Source organism: Marinomonas rhizomae (assembly GCF_003315485.1).
Lineage (GTDB): Bacteria > Pseudomonadota > Gammaproteobacteria > Pseudomonadales > Marinomonadaceae > Marinomonas > Marinomonas rhizomae.
In genome coordinates this window covers 66,151-83,996 of the sequence record NZ_QNSE01000003.1, presented here as the reverse complement: position 1 = coordinate 83,996, position 17,846 = coordinate 66,151, and the positions used below count along the sequence as shown (strand labels likewise).

Annotated in this window: 17 protein-coding genes; 3 read left to right on the top strand and 14 right to left on the bottom strand. The window is 42.7% G+C overall.

What is annotated here, in order from left to right:
* Positions 1–5: 5 nt before the first annotated feature.
* From DFP80_RS03995 to dinG, 8 genes are all read right to left on the bottom strand, one after another.
* On the bottom strand, positions 6–803 hold the full coding sequence (locus DFP80_RS03995) for a DUF4892 domain-containing protein (protein ID WP_113915532.1): 798 nt from the start codon (positions 801–803) through the stop codon (positions 6–8).
* Positions 804–843: 40 nt separating this feature from the next.
* On the bottom strand, positions 844–1,707 hold the full coding sequence (locus DFP80_RS03990) for an alpha/beta fold hydrolase (protein WP_113915531.1): 864 nt from the start codon (positions 1,705–1,707) through the stop codon (positions 844–846).
* 29 nt (positions 1,708–1,736) lie between these two features.
* Complete coding sequence (gene sixA, locus DFP80_RS03985; protein ID WP_113915530.1) at positions 1,737–2,216, bottom strand: phosphohistidine phosphatase SixA; 480 nt, start codon at positions 2,214–2,216, stop codon at positions 1,737–1,739.
* Entirely contained in the window at positions 2,203–2,487 is a 285-nt protein-coding gene (locus DFP80_RS03980) for a DUF4389 domain-containing protein (RefSeq protein ID WP_113915529.1), read from the bottom strand. The genes sixA and DFP80_RS03980 overlap by 14 nt, the downstream gene beginning before the upstream one ends.
* On the bottom strand, positions 2,480–3,508 hold the full coding sequence (locus DFP80_RS03975) for an NAD(P)H-dependent glycerol-3-phosphate dehydrogenase (protein WP_373962363.1): 1,029 nt from the start codon (positions 3,506–3,508) through the stop codon (positions 2,480–2,482). Before DFP80_RS03975 ends, DFP80_RS03980 begins: the two co-directional genes overlap by 8 nt.
* Before the next feature lie 52 nt (positions 3,509–3,560).
* Entirely contained in the window at positions 3,561–4,982 is a 1,422-nt protein-coding gene (locus tag DFP80_RS03970; RefSeq protein ID WP_113915527.1) for a protein adenylyltransferase SelO, read from the bottom strand.
* A 28-nt stretch (positions 4,983–5,010) separates the two neighbouring features.
* Positions 5,011–6,357, bottom strand: coding sequence for a DEAD/DEAH box helicase (locus DFP80_RS03965; protein ID WP_113915526.1), 1,347 nt, complete (start codon positions 6,355–6,357; stop codon positions 5,011–5,013).
* Between the two features lie 96 nt (positions 6,358–6,453).
* Complete coding sequence (gene dinG, locus DFP80_RS03960) at positions 6,454–8,577, bottom strand: ATP-dependent DNA helicase DinG (protein ID WP_113915525.1); 2,124 nt, start codon at positions 8,575–8,577, stop codon at positions 6,454–6,456.
* A gap of 69 nt (positions 8,578–8,646) precedes the next feature.
* On the opposite strand from dinG, the gene lexA reads away from it, so the two are divergent.
* On the top strand, positions 8,647–9,270 hold the full coding sequence (lexA, locus tag DFP80_RS03955; protein ID WP_113915524.1) for a transcriptional repressor LexA: 624 nt from the start codon (positions 8,647–8,649) through the stop codon (positions 9,268–9,270).
* A gap of 105 nt (positions 9,271–9,375) precedes the next feature.
* Here lexA and DFP80_RS03950 read toward each other — a convergent pair whose 3' ends face one another.
* Genes DFP80_RS03950 through topA form a run of 3 tightly spaced genes read right to left on the bottom strand, consistent with a single transcriptional unit; the run spans position 9,376 to position 12,742 of the window.
* A complete protein-coding gene (locus DFP80_RS03950) occupies positions 9,376–9,642 on the bottom strand; it encodes a hypothetical protein (protein ID WP_113915523.1) in 267 nt (88 codons plus the stop codon).
* Positions 9,643–9,644: 2 nt separating this feature from the next.
* Entirely contained in the window at positions 9,645–10,115 is a 471-nt protein-coding gene (locus DFP80_RS03945; protein WP_113915522.1) for a DUF6586 family protein, read from the bottom strand.
* Positions 10,112–12,742, bottom strand: coding sequence for a type I DNA topoisomerase (topA, locus tag DFP80_RS03940; protein ID WP_113915521.1), 2,631 nt, complete (start codon positions 12,740–12,742; stop codon positions 10,112–10,114). The genes DFP80_RS03945 and topA overlap by 4 nt, the downstream gene beginning before the upstream one ends.
* Positions 12,743–12,932: 190 nt before the next feature.
* Here topA and DFP80_RS03935 point away from each other — a divergent pair, with 190 nt between their 5' ends.
* Positions 12,933–13,697, top strand: a complete 765-nt coding sequence (locus DFP80_RS03935) for a DNA topoisomerase I (RefSeq protein ID WP_113915520.1) — start codon at positions 12,933–12,935, stop codon at positions 13,695–13,697.
* A gap of 26 nt (positions 13,698–13,723) precedes the next feature.
* Here the strand turns inward: DFP80_RS03935 and DFP80_RS03930 are convergent, their stop codons facing one another.
* On the bottom strand, positions 13,724–14,212 hold the full coding sequence (locus DFP80_RS03930) for a hypothetical protein (RefSeq protein ID WP_113915519.1): 489 nt from the start codon (positions 14,210–14,212) through the stop codon (positions 13,724–13,726).
* A 62-nt stretch (positions 14,213–14,274) separates the two neighbouring features.
* On the opposite strand from DFP80_RS03930, the gene DFP80_RS03925 reads away from it, so the two are divergent.
* Positions 14,275–14,715 (top strand): universal stress protein, encoded by a 441-nt coding sequence (locus DFP80_RS03925; RefSeq protein ID WP_113915518.1) that lies wholly within the window; start codon positions 14,275–14,277, stop codon positions 14,713–14,715.
* Positions 14,716–14,784: 69 nt separating this feature from the next.
* On the opposite strand, the gene cysS is transcribed toward DFP80_RS03925, so the two are convergent.
* Positions 14,785–16,167, bottom strand: a complete 1,383-nt coding sequence (cysS, locus tag DFP80_RS03920; RefSeq protein ID WP_113915517.1) for a cysteine--tRNA ligase — start codon at positions 16,165–16,167, stop codon at positions 14,785–14,787.
* Between the two features lie 4 nt (positions 16,168–16,171).
* Positions 16,172–17,845 (bottom strand): glutamine--tRNA ligase/YqeY domain fusion protein, encoded by a 1,674-nt coding sequence (locus tag DFP80_RS03915; RefSeq protein WP_113915516.1) that lies wholly within the window; start codon positions 17,843–17,845, stop codon positions 16,172–16,174.
* Position 17,846: the final 1 nt, after the last annotated feature.

The following is a 17,846-nucleotide window of genomic DNA, read 5'->3' as shown; positions in this document are numbered from 1 at the left end:
ACCGCCTAAGGACGTACATAAACAAAAGATATACTATTAACACCAAGTGATTCACGCCCCAAATCGGCTAAATTAATAAACCTCACCTTACTCTTTAGCCGATCACCAAGACCTGCCGATAACGTAGAAATGAGCCTATCACCAGACTCAACAGCGCTTATCGTGCCACTCTTTTGACTGGTCACAAAACCAACGACGTTTTGACCTGCCGGTAGGTCATTAACAAACCGACGTATCCTAGGAATATCCTCAACATCCATTTGCGCTACAATTTCGAACTCCGTATCGTTTGATTCGACCGATTTAACCTCATCTAAGCGAACCATTACATCACCTGCACCTCGTCGATTAAGGTATAAAATCTGATAGATCTCTTGCTTATTATTTTTAACCACAAGGAGAGATTGGCTTTGATCGGAACCATATAAAAGGTAATCACCAAAGAAGTTATTCGCCCAAGCATTACTACTGCCACAGCTCCTACTTTCACATTCAAACAAGATGCTGCGACCGTCGCTCAACATTTGCGAACGATAATGACTGTAAACATCAGATAAAAGCGCATTACGATTAATTTTATATAATGATGAGAAGTAATCACCCTTCAAACGAATAACCGATTCAGGCTCCCATCCGCTGCCAGCTCGACGAATTTTACTTAAAGGAACTTCAACAAGCCGCTCGGCTTGTGAATTACTTTTGACCAACTGTGCATCACGATAAGGCTCAACCCCCAACTCCCCAGCAAAAGAAACACTACTAAAGGCCGCTAACAGACACAACGCACCACGAAATTTCACCATACAACCTTCCTTTCATCCCAAGTAAGGATGGGTTAACGCATTAGTTTTGATCTATAAATCGCTGAATTTCAGTCGCTACCGTAAAGCAAGTATCTGGTTCAAGGTGAAAATGATGATTCCCCTCAAGCCATTTTAATTTTATCCATGGGAATTGAGCCGCACGCTTCTCAACTAACAGATGATCATTTTTATAAATCCCCTCCTTAGCCACCAAAGCTAAAGTCGGACATTTTATTTCCTGAATAAAAGCCTGGACACTTTCTTCATCCATTCGAAAAGGAGATGGAAAAGTCAATTTCCCATCATGACGCCACCCCCAGACACCGTCATCCTTTTGCTTTGCTCCGCGCTCCACTAACAGCTTCGAGGCTGATTTTGACAGCTGAGTAAAGCCATCCATTCGAGCCAACACCATATCTTCTTTTGTCTGGTAGCTTGTATCTCGACCTAAACGAAATTTGGCCATTTTATTCACAGCCCGTTGCAGCGTCACGACACGATCAGCCGTAGCCCCACTCAACGGCCCCATATTATCAAGCACAATCAGCCCACGAACTTTATCTGGGGCAATCGCTGCGACCAGCATAGCCACAGCACCTCCCATACTATGGCCGATTAGCCAAACACTTTGTTTAGACTGATTTAAAATAGACACCACATCAAGAACATAATCCCACAAATGATAGAAACTACCTGCAGGGCGATGTAGTGACAGGCCATGCCCCGCAAGATCTAACGCAACATGAGAAAAATCAGATAAGTGAGGAGATAAATTAGAGAAACTGGCAGCATTATCAAGCCAGCCATGCAATGACAGCACTTTGAATGCAGAAGTATTTTGAGGCAACCATTGAAGCGCGGCTATTTCAGTGTGCGCTAGCTTATAAACGATTTCATTTCCCATGCTTACTTTTTACCAACCCATTAAATAATTTATGATGGCGAGACACACCAACGAAATTGACAACATGCTCCAGCAAAAAACTCACCCTCAACCGCAGCAATCGTAGCCGTTGTCATCGCAAAACTAACTGGCAAAGGCTCATCAACCAAAAAGTCCACCAACTGATGTGCGAACGGCTGATGAGTGACCAATAAAATAGATTCATAAGGCTGGTCACTAAGCCAATTAGCAACATCCATTTCACGACCATAGGGCGTGATTAGAGCACTATTTTCAACCGTGACAGATACATCTAAATCAGCCAGGAAAATTTTAGCTGTTTGCTGTGCTCGCGTATAAGGACTAACAAAAACCGCATCGAGCCTTTCACCTTTAGCGCGAAAAGCTCGGGCAACCGTTTTCACTTCAGCTACACCAAGCTCTGTTAACTCCCGACGCTCATCTTGATCGTAGCCATAAGCCTGAGCATTCCCATGACGCAAGACATAAAGACGCTTAAGCTTCTTCATCCACATCTACCTGAGGCCATGGCTGAAATGGAAAGGGCTTTTCTTCAGACCGAAAAGACAAAAACGAAAAAATTTGCCCTATGAAAGCGGCCATACTCTTTAGCCAAGAAGAAATAGTCACTGGCTCATGCTTCGAGCCCAACTTGAGCAAGCTCACTAAGACAAGCAACACACCAAAAATAGTAATAGCAATATTCAATACTACCCAATACAGCAGCATAAAAATCACACGAAACCAAAAACCCTGATCAGCATAGCCCGGCTTAGACATTGTTTTTCTCCTCATTTGTCGCGAATTCGACATCCCATTTTTGCTCACCAGTCATCATTGATCCAATCAATGACTCCAGTTTAGCGCCATCAAACAACAATTTAGACAAACCTTCAGCAAGAGGCATGTATAAGCCGTGTTTATGAGCTTCACCTACAACCATCTTCAAGGTGTTTACCCCTTCAGCAACTTCACCTACACCTCCAATCGCCTCGTCTAAATTTTGACCTGAACCGATAGCAAAACCAACACGGTAGTTCCGGCTTAAGGGAGAAGTACAGGTTGCAATTAAATCCCCCATTCCAGCCAGCCCTAGGAACGTCATTGGATTCGCGCCAAAGTGCACAGCAAACCGACTCATCTCAGCTAGACTTCGAGTCATAATCATCGACATGGTGTTTTCGCCAACATTTAAAGCTTTAGCAAGACCACATACTATCGCATAAATGTTTTTCAACGCCCCTGCTAACTCAACTCCGGCACTATCGGTATTCTCATACACTCGAAAAGTAGGTGACTTTAATAGTTCAATAACACGCTGACGAACCTTATCATCCGCACTGGCAATGACCGAACCAGTCATTTGCCCAGCTGCTATTTCTTTTGCTAAATTTGGACCACTCAACACACCAATTTTTTTCGTAACAGGGTTTCGACGCAAAACATCACTCATAAGTTCAAATCGATTTGGATTAAACCCCTTAGTAGTGCTAATTAAAATCTTATCTGCTGTCAATAAGGGACCAATACGTTGAACCACTTGTTCAAACGATTTAGACGGAATAGAAACAAAAACAGTATCACTGTCACGGATTGCTTGCTCCAAATTACTCGTCGCCAATAGCTCTCGATGCAAGGGCGCATTGGGTAAATAACGACTGTTCAACCCCGTCAGATTTATCTCTTCGACTTGCTCTTCATTGCGCATCCACTGACTAACTTGATGACCATTTTTAGCCATAATATTTGCCAAGGCGGTACCAAAACTACCGCCACCTAATACACACACAGAATGCTTCATAATGACTCTTTCTCTTTAAAAATATCGCCTAATCATATAAAAACGAACAACACTAAGACGAACAACTAACCTCTAATGACTTACCCCATTCCGGTGCTCTTTGCGCAAGCATATCTGATTCAGGGTGCTCATCGAATGGATAGGTAAGCACATTTAATAAGCGACGAAAGGGTAAGTAATCTCCTTGCTCTGCGGCAAGTATCGCATCATGAGCCAAATAGTTTCTTAGTATAAATTTCGGGTTTACAGCCAACATGGAACGACTCACTTCGGACCATGCTAAACCGCCTTTTAATCGCGCAAGCTCGTAACGCTTTAGCCAAGCAGACAGCTTTTCTCGATCGATAATTTCGTCAAGCAAAAGTGAAGAACCACCTTGATCCATATGACTTAATAAACGGAAAAAGACGGTGTAATCCATTTTTTCAGCCGCCAATATTGAAAATAGCGCGGGTAACAGCTCATGCAAATCCGCTACTAAGCTTAATCCCATTTTCTTCATCATCAATGAATCATAGTGAGCCTGCAGTTCTGGCTCATAACATTGCAAGATTGCAATGAGTTGATCTCGCTCAAGATGCTTTGAAAAGCACCGCATCAAACAATTTAGATTCCACAGGCCAACACCTGGTTGGCGTGAGAAAGCATAACGACCTTCATGATCAGAATGATTGCAAACCCAATCAGGCTCATAATCCTCCATAAAACCATAAGGACCATAATCGATTGTTTCACCGGTAAAAGAAAAGTTATCTGTGTTCATGACGCCATGTTGAAAACCGATTGCTTGCCATTTAGCGACCATTCTAGCAGTTCGTTTAACCACTTCGATCAACATGTTTTCTAATGGCGAATCCGTTGCCAAGCAGTCTGGATAATAATGCTTAAGACAATACTCAATAAGCTGGTTTAGCTCTGTTTGTTTGCCTTGGTAAAAAAAATATTCGAAATGACCAAAGCGAATATGCCCTTCTGCCACCCTAAGCAACATAGCTCCAGCCTCAGGCACTTCTCGGTAAACTGCCTCTCGACTATCATAAAGTGCCAAAGCACGAGAAGAAGGAACAGACAAAGACGTCAACGCCTCACTCGCCAAATATTCACGAATACAAGATCTCAAAACTGCACGACCATCACCACGTCGTGAATAAGGTGTCGGCCCAGCACCTTTCATATGCAGATCATACAAAAAGCCATTTTGACCGCGAACCTCACCAATGAGCACACCGCGCCCATCACCTAATTGAGGCGAAAAGCCGCCAAACTGATGGCCAGCGTAAACCATACTTAGACTAGATGGCACAGCCTCCTCACCGCTTAAAATGCGTTTGGTTTCAGCTGATTTAATATCAATAGACAGAAAAGTAGCGAGCGACTGGTTGAATTCAACCAATCGCTGCTCAAGAAGTGGTTGGATAAGGGTTTTCGAAGAAAACGCCTCCCCCAAACTTGCAAAATGGTGTTCTAAATTCATCTTGTCTCACTTAAAAATTAAGCGATCTTTATAGAGAGGTATCAACCATATATTCACAGCGAATATTCTCACCGACGACTTTTTCAATTTCAGGAATCATGAAGGCATCATCTTCACTGGCAAAACTAACTGATTTTCCAGTTTCACCACCTCGGCCGGTACGGCCAATGCGATGTACGTAATCTTCTGGATCTTCCGGTAATGAATAATTAACCACTAACTCGACGTTATCTACATGAATACCGCGCCCAGCAACATCCGTAGCAACAAGTACTTGAATAGTGCCGTTTTTAAAGTTGGCCAATGTTTTCACGCGCTTGTCCTGCGCCACTTCACCTGACAAAATCGCACAATTAATATTGGCTTTACGTAAGCGCTCATACAAATCACGAGTTTCGTCACGACGGTTCGCAAAAATGATCGTACGTTGGCCGCCATTCTTTTCGATCAACTGCTGTAATACAGGCCATTTTTGATCGGCTTCAACCGTATAGATAACCTGATCGATATTTTTATTTGTCGCCTCTTTTGGAACAACAGATACTTCTTTTGGAAAATAAGTCCACTGCTGTGCGAGAGCTTGAATGTCTTTCGGGAAAGTCGCACTAAACAGCATAGTCTGTCTTGTTTCTTTATGTGGAGTCATGCGAATAATGCTTTTGACATCAGGGATAAAGCCCATAGACAGCATACGGTCAGCTTCATCTAACACCAAGCACTCTACTTTACCCAATTGCACCTTGCGACTACGAGCAAAATCTAACAGGCGCCCAGGCGTAGCAACCAAAATATCAACATTTTCAGTTTCTAATGCGATTTTTTGCTTTTCGTAGCTCAAACCGCCTACCAAAGTCACCACGTTCAAATGGCAATTCGAGGTAAGTTTTACCGCTTCATCAGCAATTTGTATCGCCAATTCACGAGTTGGGGCGATAATCAGACCACGTGCAAAATTATTCGCGCGCTTTTCTTCAAGAGGATAATCAAGAAAGTCACTGATCATCGCAATCAAGAAGGCCGCCGTTTTACCTGTACCCGTTTGAGCCTGACCAATGATGTCATAACCTAACAAAGTCATTGGTAAGGTTTCTGCTTGGATTTCACTGCAATATTCAAACCCCATTTCTGCAATAGACTTTATGACTCGATCAGGGAGGTTCAAATCATGGAAGCGCATCTTTCCTTCAGCTTCAGCAACCTGAAAGTCTTCTATAGACCAAATTTTAGACTTTGCATTACCAGCGGTTTTTGACTCACTACTGACTTGCGTATCCGCTTTAACACTTTCACTATTTCTTGGGCGCTTATTTGGGCGACGTGTACGTTTTGGTTTTGCTTTGGTTTCTGATGGTGCTTCTTGAATTTGGTTTTCCATATTGGAATCTATACGCTTCTATTGTGTTTTGAGGTTAATAATCTGTGCAAGGAGTGTACCTAATTGGTAACGCTTTATCACCCCTTGCTTGCGAAACTACTGATACTTATAAGGTGGCAAACTATTAATTAATTGCGCCCCATACCGTTTTGTACGTAAGCGCTTGTCCAAAATATGTATTTCACCAGAGTCCTTTTCGCTTCTTAAAAGACGCCCAGTAGCCTGCACCAACCGCAACGAAGCATCTGGTATGGTGATTTCCATAAAAGGATTACCGCCACGCTTTTGGATCCATTCAGCTAGCGTCGCCTCCACTGGATCATCAGGAACAGCAAAAGGAATTTTAGCAATGTACACACAAGTTAAATAGTCGCCTGGCAAATCCACCCCTTCAGCAAAGCTTGCTAAACCTAGCAATAAACTTCCTTTCCCGTCATCAATACGAGATTTATGCGAATCCAAAATAACTCGTTTAGATTGCTCGCCTTGCATTAAGAGTATTTCTTGCAATTCTGCAGACACAGACTGTGCGACCTCTTCCATCTGACGACGAGAAGAAAACAATACCAAGCTCCCCTTTTCCGTATTCACATGCCCATCTAAATAAGCAACAATCTCAGCAGTATGCTGCTCAACCTTATTGGGCTCATTCTCCATATCAGGAACAACTAAAAGTCCATTCTCCTGGAAATGAAATGGACTAATAACACGCAAATATTCGCTCTCGCGTGGTACGCCAGATCGCATATTGAAACGATGAAACTGATTCAGTGCGGTTAACGTTGCAGATGTCACTACCGCGCCAAAACATTTATCCCACAATTGCTGGCGCAATGTATTCGCCGCCAGAATTGGAGAGCCGCCCAACTCGATATCTTGTTCCATACCTTGACCAGACAAAACTAGCCAACGAGCATTCGGTGGGAAATTTTGATCATCCACCGCTGAATACAAGCGCCAGAGACCGATTGATTGCTCTAAACGACCAAGGATGACACCTAAAATAGGCTGCCAAGTTTCTGCCGTCTCAGGTGTGACACCCATGCCTTCATTTTGTTTCGTCTTCTTGCATTCGTCTTGAATGCTCTCAATATTGTTAAACAATTTTTGATACGATGTTTGTAAGCTGTAAGCCAATTGGCGCAACTCGTCTGGGATCTGGCCAAACTCAAAACGATGCTGATTATTTTCCTGATCCAAGCCCAAACCCTGAATGTAAGGCGCTAAACCTTGCTGTGCATATTGAATAAAATTCACAATACTTTGTATTTGCTGAGGGATTTTTAGCAATAGTTGTCCCGTTAGGCTGACATCGTCAGTTAACTCTTGCTTCAGGTTGACCAAATTTTTTTCCAATTGACGCAACCAAGTAATACTTTGCTGCAAACGAACTTCATGACGAAAGTGCCCGATCGCCTTGTCCGGAAGATGATGACCTTCATCAAAAACATAAATGGTTTCTTTTGGAGGCGTAAGAATCGCCCCACCGCCCAACGACAGATCTGCTAGCACCAAATCGTGATTCGCGACGATCACATCAGCCACTTCGATTTCAGCACGTGCTTTAAAAAACGGGCAGGCAGAATAATTCGCGCAATTACGATTGGTGCATTGCTGATGATCTGTGGTTAAACGTCGCCAATCTTGATCTCTAACAATACCGGCCCAATTATCTTTGTCACCGTCCCAATCACCTTTTTGCAAAGCTGCGTCCATTTCTTGATAAAGAATCGTATTTACATCATCTGAATGAAGATGCTGCTCAAAAAGCCCAGCAAACATATCATCCATTGACTGCTCTTCTGAGCTCAGAAAACCCTCAAGATTATTCAAGCACAAATAACGTCCTCGCCCTTTCGCAAGAGTGTACTTAAAATTCAGCTCGGTATGATCAAGCAAATCAGGCAACTCTTTATGTAAGATCTGCTCTTGAAGCGCGACCGTTGCGGTAGAAATAATTAGCTTGAGGCCTCGCGCTTTTGCGATAGGAATCGCTGCAAGGCAATAAGATAAGGTTTTACCCGTACCTGTTCCCGCTTCAATCACGGCAACATGTTTTTCCTCGAGGCGCTCGCCTTCCGAGCCTTGCTTAATGTTACCCAAGGTTCGAGCGATCGCACCAATCATCTGGCGCTGTCCAGCCCTTGGTTTATGGGACTTCGCATCCAAAGATGCTCGGTATGCAAGTTGAATCTGTGTTTTTAGTTCGTCTGAAAGCATTTATATCATTGAGTATAGTTAGGAATGCTGTATATAATAACAGTAACTGTATAAACAACCAGATAACCTATGATTAAATTAACCAAAAGACAATCTGACGTACTAGAAACCATTCGCGAATTTATTAGTGAAACAGGTTTTCCACCGACCAGAGCAGAAATAGCGCGCCGACTTGGGTTTAAGTCTCCAAACGCCGCCGAAGAACACCTCAAAGCCCTATGCAAAAAAGGCGCGATTGAGATGTTATCGGGTGCATCAAGAGGAATACGCTTAGTCGACCGCGCATCAAATGACGAACCTATGGACGACCTTGGCTTACCTGTCATCGGCAAAGTCGCAGCAGGTTACCCTATTTTAGCTCAGGAAAACATTGCTTCTCACGTAAACATCCCGGCAAGTATGTTCTCCCCACAAGCCGATTATTTCTTGTCTGTCTCAGGCACGAGCATGAAAGACATCGGAATCATGGAAGGTGACTTATTAGCCGTCCACAAAACAGCCACTGTACGCAACGGCCAAATTGTCGTTGCCCGTATTGGCGACGAAGTGACAGTAAAACGCTTCGAGCAAAAAGGGAGCATTGTTCGACTGATTCCTGAAAACCAAGAATTCAACGACATCATTGTCGACCTTGAAAGCGAAGAGTTCGCCATTGAAGGTTTGTCTGTCGGCGTGATTCGCCAGGGACTTTGAAAAGCAACAGTCACCTCCGCGCTCAATGAATAAAAAAGCGAAGCTTATGCTTCGCTTTTTTATTTTGCTCTGTAATGTACTGCTTCGCGATGCATCACAGATAATTTAGTGCAAAATCTTAGGACGAAAATTCTCATCATCAAGATATTCCGAGTCATCGTCAAAAAAAGAATCATCCGAATAAACAAAATCAATGCCTGCATGAAACATACATTTTGCTAATTCAAAATAACGGTCTTTTAAATAAGATTTAGTATTATCTGAGATCTGTAACGTTGCCAACGGAACGGTTTCCTCACCATCTTCACTGGCTGGACGCAACACTATATCACCGTTATCCAGCTCAACAATCTCTAGGTAGGACTCTTTCATATTCAATACTCTGATGACTCTTCTCTAAAACGTAACACCAATTCGACCAACTTAGCCAAATAGAAACTCACAGATGCACCAGCATCACTTCCACGACCAATCAGACTATCACTTTTAACCCCTGATGACATAGACATACGACATTCAAATTGCACTAAATAGGCTTGATTCAACTGAAAACACCAAGAGTCTGGGCGAGACAATAAATCCGCCAATTCAGCCAAAGCAGGCACAACAATTTGCTTACCTTCCGACTCAGCGAATAATTGAGCAACATCCAGCGTCCCAGCTAAAGAATATGCTGATGCCACTTCTCTCAACAATCCATTCAGTGCACTTCTTAATTGGAAAATAGCTGAGCTCTCAAGCCCAACTTTCAACCATACTTCATCAGTATCCTGACTCTGTTGAATAAAGCGCCTTGCTGCATCCAGTTTTTGATTGGTTAAGCTGGCTAAAGTAACGCCACTCATTTCTTTTTACCTTCCTCAATCACCCATTTAGAGCCGACAAAAAATGCCTTCCAACCAGTTGGTTTACCCTCTTCATTCTCCGTCATGACATATTGCTCTTTTGTCTTGCGACTATAACGAATAATGGATGGACGACCTTCGGAATCCTTTACTGGCGCTTTAGCAAAAAAATGATATTTCGGATCAATTTGATCCATATATGGCAGCAACTCCTTGACTAATGGCGCGCGAGTTTCACGCTTACGTGGAAATTGACTGGCTGCTAAAAATAGACCTGTCGCACCATCACGAAGCACATAATGATCTTCTACTTTTTGACAAGCAAGATCAGGCATTGGCACTGGGTCCATCTTTGGAGGAGCCGCTTCACCACTTTTCAGCAACTTACGTGTATTTTTACACTCTTCATTAGTGCAACCGAAGTACTTACCAAAGCGTCCCGTTTTAAGCTGCATTTCTGATCCGCACTTGTCACATTCAAGCGTAGGACCGTCATAGCCTTTGATTTTGAAAACACCGGTTTCTACTTCATACCCAGAACAAGAAGGGTTATTACCGCAAACATGAAGCTTACGATGCTCATCCATTAAATAGCTATCCATCGCCGATCCGCAGATTTTACAGCGATGTTTGTTGATAAGCGCTTTGGACTCGCCTTCCTCGTCATCTACTGCAATTGCTTCGTCACCACGAGTCAAGTTAATGGTCGCTTTACAACGCTCTTTTGGAGGTAAAGCATAACCAGAACAAGACATGAACACGCCAGTACTGGCTGTGCGAATCTGCATTGGTCGCGCACAAGTCGGACATTCAATATCAGTAGGCGTTGGCTCATTTGGCATCATACCGCCATCTGGCGATTCGGCTTTAGCAAGCACAGAACTAAAATCTTTATAAAATGCATTCAGCGTTTTAATCCAATCTTTATGGCCTTCAGCAATGTCATCTAACTGCTCTTCCATTTGCGCAGTAAAACTGAAATTCATAAGTGAATTAAAACTATCAACCAATCTTTCAGTAACGATATCGCCCATTTTTTCAGCGTAGAAACGACGATTTTCCACTCGAACATAACCACGATCTTGAATCGTAGAAATGATAGAAGCATACGTAGAAGGGCGACCGATGCCTCGCTTCTCTAGCTCTTTAACCAAGCTTGCTTCGCTAAAACGCGCCACTGGTTTAGTGAAATGTTGTTCTGGCAACAATTCTTTAAGTGTTAAATATTCACCCTGCTCTATATCGGGCAAGATGTTATCCTCACCTTTTTTCACCACTGTTTGCATGGCACGTGTGTAACCATCAAAACGTAGAATTCGACCTTTGGCTTTAAATTCGTATTCGCCTGTCGTCACCGTGATCGTTGTAGAAGTGTATTCTGCAGGTGTCATTTGACACGCCATAAATTGACTACGAATCAAGTCATACAAACGATGAGCATCTTTTTCCATACCAAGTAGGTCGTCAACTCGCACATTTACATCAGAGGGCCGAATAGCCTCATGCGCTTCTTGAGCACCTTCTTTACTGCTGTAACGAATTGGATCTGCAGGGAGATAAGCCTCACCAAAGTTAGAAAGAATATAACCTCTCAACGCCTCTACCGCATCGACGCTCAAATTAGTAGAGTCAGTACGCATATAAGTGATGTAACCACCTTCATACAAGCGCTGAGCAAGCATCATGGTCTTTTTAACACCATACCCTAAACGTGTGCTTGCCGCTTGCTGCAACGTAGAAGTAATAAACGGCGCAGAAGGCTTACTGCTTGTTGGCTTGTCTTCACGACTACTAACTAAGTATTTAGCATCGTTTAAACGAGCAACATGCTCATCTGATTGTTTCTGGTTAACAGGACGGTATTCTTTATCTTGATATTTTGCAGCTTCAAACTTAATAACGTCTTTCGAAGGTGTAGCAAGTAAAGCGTCTAATTCCCAAAATTCATCAGGAATAAAAGCACGAATTTCTTTTTCTCGCTCAACAATCAAACGCACCGCAACAGATTGTACTCGCCCTGCAGATAAGCCTCTCGCCACTTTTGACCAAAGCAAAGGCGATACCATAAAACCAACGACTCGATCTAAGAAGCGACGGGCTTGTTGAGCATTAACACGATCCAAATCTAATTCTGACGGCGTTTCAAATGCAGCTTGGATGGCCTTCTTTGTAATCTCGTTAAAGACTACCCGTTTGTAGCGAGTATCATCTCCGCCAATTGCTTCACGCAAATGCCAGGCTATTGCCTCTCCTTCTCTATCCAAATCGGTTGCGAGATAGATAGTGTCAGCATTTTTCGCCAAACGTTTTAATTCATCGACAACTTTTTCCTTGCCGGGCAAAATTTCATAGTGAGCTTTCCAGTTACTCTCTGGATCGACCCCCATTCTAAAAATTAACTGCTTACGCGCCTTACTACTTTTGTACTCAAGTTTTTCTTCCGGACTCATTTTTCGCGTCAAAGCAGCTTGCTTTGCACGCTCTTGAGGCGTAGAGGTGGCAGTTTTACCTGATGGCAAGTCACGAATGTGTCCCACACTCGATTTGACAATAAAGTCGTTGCCTAGGTATTTGTTGATGGTTTTCGCCTTTGCTGGCGATTCCACGATAACCAGTGATTTTCCCATTGAACTGTGTAAGCCTTTTAATAAAGTAGGTCTGCAAATCCACGTTGCACGAAGTTTAATCTCTAGGGGCGCTGATATTAAGCAAACACCTTTTATATGACAAGCGATCCCTGTATTGTTTCACACATTAAATCTTGCTGAACTTAGTATTTCTTATTTAACATACTGAATTCGTTGCTTAAGGACAATCATGGCTACTCTCCAAATATTAACAATTGCATTTTTAATCATCATTGTACTTTTATCTGTGGTCATTGGATCACGTGCCCACCAAAAAGAAAAAGAAATTACTGAGCGACGCGTAAAACAATTGCAATTATCTAATCGAGCAGACCGAGTTGAACAGCATATTCGTGGTCTAAAAGACATTAATACCGATACTATTGCTACCGATGTGCTTTATGATTTCTATCTAGACACACTTCGAGAGCTTCTGCAATATTCCGATGACCCAGAAAAAATTGAAGTTCGCATCGCAACAGCTGAAGAAAGTAGAGACAACGACCCTATTTTATTCAACCCAGAACCGGACGCTTTTAGCTTTCAAGAAAAAAGCAACTACAAAGAGCGCCTTACTAAACTTGCTAAAATGCTGCTGTACTTACGCCGTAAGGGGCGCATTAGCAACACGCATTATCAAGCTTGTTACGAGTATCTACGTTGGCTTAACTTATGGATTCAACTGAATCGTCAGATGGTTCAAGCAAACAAAAACTTTGCCAGTGGCGACATGCGAGTTGCTCAAACTCTTTACGGCGTAATTTTGTCACACCTTAAATCTGATGCCACAGAACGTCCAGAAAAAAACACCCTTAAAAACTTTATAACCGCTCGGATGAAAGAAATACTCTCACCAACAATCGACGCCATGAAAGACAGCGAAAACCCAGAAGAGGCATTAAACGAGCTCATTCACAATTTAGAATTACCAAAAGCGCCCAGCTCTGATCTGTAAAAGCTCATAGACTCAAAAGCGTCACATTAGACAGCGACGCTTTTTACCGCTACCAATAATTTTATGAATGTTGATAATTCATCTAGCAACATTCGATCACCAGATTCATCCCAATACAATGACACACTCTCCGGCATAATTTTCACCCCAACCAATAAAGAGCCATGCTTTTCCAATATTTTTTTGGCCTCCTCGGGCAAGATTAATAATTCACTAGACCACCAACCTTCAATCAAGGCATTATATTTCCACACCTCATAAGGTAGCAGCCAAATACAATCTGGCAAGGAAGTGACCGGTTTTGGGCGATAAAAAGAGTAAGCAACCGTTTTTTGACGATTCATTGATTTATCCCACTTGTCAGGGAGGTCAATTGATGTAAGCTGAACAGTAAGGCCGAGTTTTCGAGCATGCATACGTAAATCCATGCGCTGGCGCTCTTTTTTAGGCGGCATAATCCATAATGCCGACCCCATTAAAGATAATGTAATAAAGATAACGATAAGAGCAGTCATATTTTAATGTCTCTCTAGTTTTAAACTAAAATAAGTAAATGAGCCAAATTTGGAGGTGTTCTATGATGTATAGCAGAATTCTACTCGCAGTTGACTTAACCGATGAAAGTATCAAAGTCGCTAACAAAGCCGTCGCACTATGCAAAGCAACGGGTGCGGAACTTACCATACTTCATGTTATTGAATCACTCAATTACGCCTACGGTGGTGATGTTCCAATCGACATCACGGACATTCAAGCGCAATTACAAGAAACAGCTAAAGAACGCATTGCTATCCTAGAAGCCCAATTGGACGTTCCAGTTCAAGAAAGCTGCATATCACAAGGCGGGATAGAAAGCGAAATACACCGTATTGCCGAGGAAAAACAAGTCGATCTTATTGTTGTAGGTAGCCATGGGCGTCACGGCCTTGCACTGCTACTTGGCTCAACAGCAAATGGTGTTCTACATGGCGCACCATGTGACGTACTGGCCGTTAAAGTTATTAAAGACAACGATTAACTCGCATTAAACACTCAAGAAAAAAGGCGATGTAGTACATCGCCTTTTTTACACATACGATCTAACAGTTTAGCTTCTAGTCCAAGTAGTCCCTTCTCGACTATCGAGAAGCTCAATTCCTTGACTAGCCAGCTCATCACGAATTTCATCGCTACGAGAAAAGTTTTTGTCTTTACGAGCTTGTGTCCTTTCATCGATCAAAACTTGTATTGCTACTTCATCCAAGCCTTCAGACACAGTACTATTTTGCAAAAAATACTCCGGGTCTTGGTACAGCAAACCAAGCAGCTCTGCTAACGAACGCAACTCGGCAGCCAACAGTGATGCTTTATCAGCATCCTCTGTTTTAGCCTTATTAAGCTCACGCACAAGCTCAAACAAAACCGAAACAGCAACAGCTGTGTTGAAATCATCCTTCATCGCCTCTTCAAAGCGCTCAGTGAAAACTGTTGACTCATACACCCCAGCAACAGGCTGCTGACGCAAAGCAGTATACAGGCGCTCTAGAGCAACCTTAGCCTCTAACAAGCTTTGATCAGAATAATCAATCGCACTGCGATATTGACTTGAAACCATCAAATAGCGAACCACTTCAGGGTTAAACTTGGCCAAGACGTCGCGCACCGTGAAAAAATTTCCCAAAGATTTAGACATTTTTTCGTTGTTAACACGAACTGCACCACAGTGCATCCAATAATTCACATACTCTTTGCCGGTTGCAGCTTCAGACTGAGCAATTTCATTTTCATGATGCGGAAATTTAAGATCAGGGCCACCGCCATGGATATCAAAATGACTGCCAAGGCAATTTGTCGACATAGCAGAACACTCAATATGCCAACCAGGTCGGCCATTACCCCAAGGCGAAGCCCATGAAACCTCACCAGCTTTTGCCTGTTTCCATAAAACGAAATCCGCTGGATGCTCTTTTGCTACCTCAACATCAATGCGCGCACCAGCCAGCATATCTTCAAGCTTACGGTTGTTTAATTTACCGTAATCTTTGAATTTAGTGGCTCGGTAATAAACGTCACCAGAAGCACCTTGATAAGCAAAACCTTTATCAATAAGAACTTGCACCATATCGATAATTTCTTGCATGAACTCAGTGGCTTTTGGTTCACGGTCTGGCATTTTATTACCAAGGCGCAATTCATCTTCGCGTTGCGCTGCGATCATGCGCTCAGTCAAAGACTGAGTTGATTCATTATTTTCTTCAGCACGTTTAATGATCTTGTCATCAACATCGGTAATGTTACGAACGTAATTGAGCTCGTAACCTAGGTGCCGAATAAAACGAGAAATGATATCAAAGGAAATCATCGCGCGTGCATGACCAATGTGGCAGAAGTCGTATACTGTGTTACCACATACATACATACCCACTTTGCCATCTTCGATTGGTTTGAAAATTTCTTTCTTCCCAGTAAGGGTGTTGTAAACCTTCAACATGCGCTTAATTTCCTTTCGCTTCGATTTTCGCCCAAGAATCACGTAGTGTCACAGTACGGTTAAATACCATACCGTCTTCTTTTAAGTCGCGGCAGAAGTAGCCTTCACGCTCAAACTGAAAGCCCTGACCTTTGTCAGATTTCACCAAGGAAGGCTCAACTTTGGCATTGGTTAAGACAGTCAAAGACTCTGGGTTAATAAAGTCCAAGAAAGTTTTGTCTTCATAGTTTGCATCAGGTGCTTCGTTTACGAACAAACGATCATAAAGATTCACTGTTGCGTCTACCGCGTGTTTCGCACTTACCCAATGAATAACGCCTTTCGGTTTATACCCCTCTGGGTTTACACCAAGCGTGTTTTCATCGTAACGGCAAAGTAACTCGACCACTTCACCAGCGTCATTTTTAATTACTTCATCACAGGTAATGACATAACCACCACGAAGACGAACTGCGCCTTCAAGGGTTAAACGCTTCCACTTGCGAGGCGGCACTTCAGCAAAATCCGCAGCATCTATGTATAGTTCTTTGCTAAACGGCACTTCACGTGTGCCAGCGTCTTCGTTTTTCGGATGATTACCAAGAGTAAAGATTTCTTCTTTACCTTCAGGGTAATTGGTTAGCGTCACCTTAATCGGGTTTAACACCACCATGGCACGATTTGCGCTCGCATCCAAATCTTCACGAATCGCATGTTCAAGCATGCCGACATCTACAACACTGTCAGACTTGGTGACACCAATACGCTCACAAAAGTTACGGATAGACAATGATGTATAACCACGACGACGCAAGCCAGAAATCGTTGGCATACGAGGATCATCCCAGCCATGGACGTGTTGTTCATCCACTAACTGTTTTAGCTTACGCTTACTTGTAACTGTGTAGTTTAAATTCAAACGAGCAAATTCAATTTGCTGCGGGTGCGCTGTCTTTAATGTATCTAATACCCAATCATATAATGGTCGATGATCTTGAAATTCTAATGTACATACAGAGTGAGTAATATTTTCCAATGCATCAGACAAGCAATGTGTGAAGTCATACATTGGATAGACACACCACTTATCGCCTGTTTGATGATGGTGCACATGGCGAACACGATAAATAATCGGATCTCGCAAATTAATGTTTGGACTCGCCATATCAATTTTGGCACGCAAAACAACTTCACCGTCTTTATATTTACCGTTTTTCATGTCCATAAAAACAGTCATGTTTTCTTCAACGGTACGATCGCGGAATGGGCTGTTCTTACCAGGCTCTTTTAACGTGCCTCGATACTCGCGCATTTGCTCTGCATTTAGCTCACAAACATACGCCTTTTCGGCTTGAATAAGCTGCACAGCAAAATCAAACAACTGATCAAAATAGTCAGAAGCGAACTTAGGCTCATCTTTCCATTCAAAGCCTAGCCACTCTACGTCTTTTTTGATTGATTCAATGTATTCAACACTTTCCTTCTCTGGGTTAGTGTCATCGAAACGTAGATTACATTGACCGTTGTAACGCTGCGCTAAGCCAAAGTTAAGGCAAATGGATTTAGCATGACCAATGTGTAAGTAGCCATTTGGTTCAGGCGGGAAACGAGTAAGTACCTTACCGCCATGCTTACCTGATTCGTTATCTTTATCAATGATTTGGGTAATGAAATTACCTGGTTTAGACGTTTCTGACATG

What these genes read in the sequence shown, in the direction of transcription:
- DFP80_RS03995 (WP_113915532.1), bottom strand. Translation starts at nt 803, where the DNA reads ATGGTGAAATTTCGTGGTGCGTTGTGTCTGTTAGCGGCCTTTAGTAGT.
- DFP80_RS03990 (WP_113915531.1), bottom strand. Translation starts at nt 1,707, where the DNA reads ATGGGAAATGAAATCGTTTATAAGCTAGCGCACACTGAAATAGCCGCG.
- sixA (WP_113915530.1), bottom strand. Translation starts at nt 2,216, where the DNA reads ATGAAGAAGCTTAAGCGTCTTTATGTCTTGCGTCATGGGAATGCTCAG.
- DFP80_RS03980 (WP_113915529.1), bottom strand. Translation starts at nt 2,487, where the DNA reads ATGTCTAAGCCGGGCTATGCTGATCAGGGTTTTTGGTTTCGTGTGATT.
- DFP80_RS03975 (WP_373962363.1), bottom strand. Translation starts at nt 3,508, where the DNA reads ATGAAGCATTCTGTGTGTGTATTAGGTGGCGGTAGTTTTGGTACCGCC.
- DFP80_RS03970 (WP_113915527.1), bottom strand. Translation starts at nt 4,982, where the DNA reads ATGAATTTAGAACACCATTTTGCAAGTTTGGGGGAGGCGTTTTCTTCG.
- DFP80_RS03965 (WP_113915526.1), bottom strand. Translation starts at nt 6,357, where the DNA reads ATGGAAAACCAAATTCAAGAAGCACCATCAGAAACCAAAGCAAAACCA.
- dinG (WP_113915525.1), bottom strand. Translation starts at nt 8,577, where the DNA reads ATGCTTTCAGACGAACTAAAAACACAGATTCAACTTGCATACCGAGCA.
- lexA (WP_113915524.1), top strand. Translation starts at nt 8,647, where the DNA reads ATGATTAAATTAACCAAAAGACAATCTGACGTACTAGAAACCATTCGC.
- DFP80_RS03950 (WP_113915523.1), bottom strand. Translation starts at nt 9,642, where the DNA reads ATGAAAGAGTCCTACCTAGAGATTGTTGAGCTGGATAACGGTGATATA.
- DFP80_RS03945 (WP_113915522.1), bottom strand. Translation starts at nt 10,115, where the DNA reads ATGAGTGGCGTTACTTTAGCCAGCTTAACCAATCAAAAACTGGATGCA.
- topA (WP_113915521.1), bottom strand. Translation starts at nt 12,742, where the DNA reads ATGGGAAAATCACTGGTTATCGTGGAATCGCCAGCAAAGGCGAAAACC.
- DFP80_RS03935 (WP_113915520.1), top strand. Translation starts at nt 12,933, where the DNA reads ATGGCTACTCTCCAAATATTAACAATTGCATTTTTAATCATCATTGTA.
- DFP80_RS03930 (WP_113915519.1), bottom strand. Translation starts at nt 14,212, where the DNA reads ATGACTGCTCTTATCGTTATCTTTATTACATTATCTTTAATGGGGTCG.
- DFP80_RS03925 (WP_113915518.1), top strand. Translation starts at nt 14,275, where the DNA reads ATGATGTATAGCAGAATTCTACTCGCAGTTGACTTAACCGATGAAAGT.
- cysS (WP_113915517.1), bottom strand. Translation starts at nt 16,167, where the DNA reads ATGTTGAAGGTTTACAACACCCTTACTGGGAAGAAAGAAATTTTCAAA.
- DFP80_RS03915 (WP_113915516.1), bottom strand. Translation starts at nt 17,845, where the DNA reads ATGTCAGAAACGTCTAAACCAGGTAATTTCATTACCCAAATCATTGAT.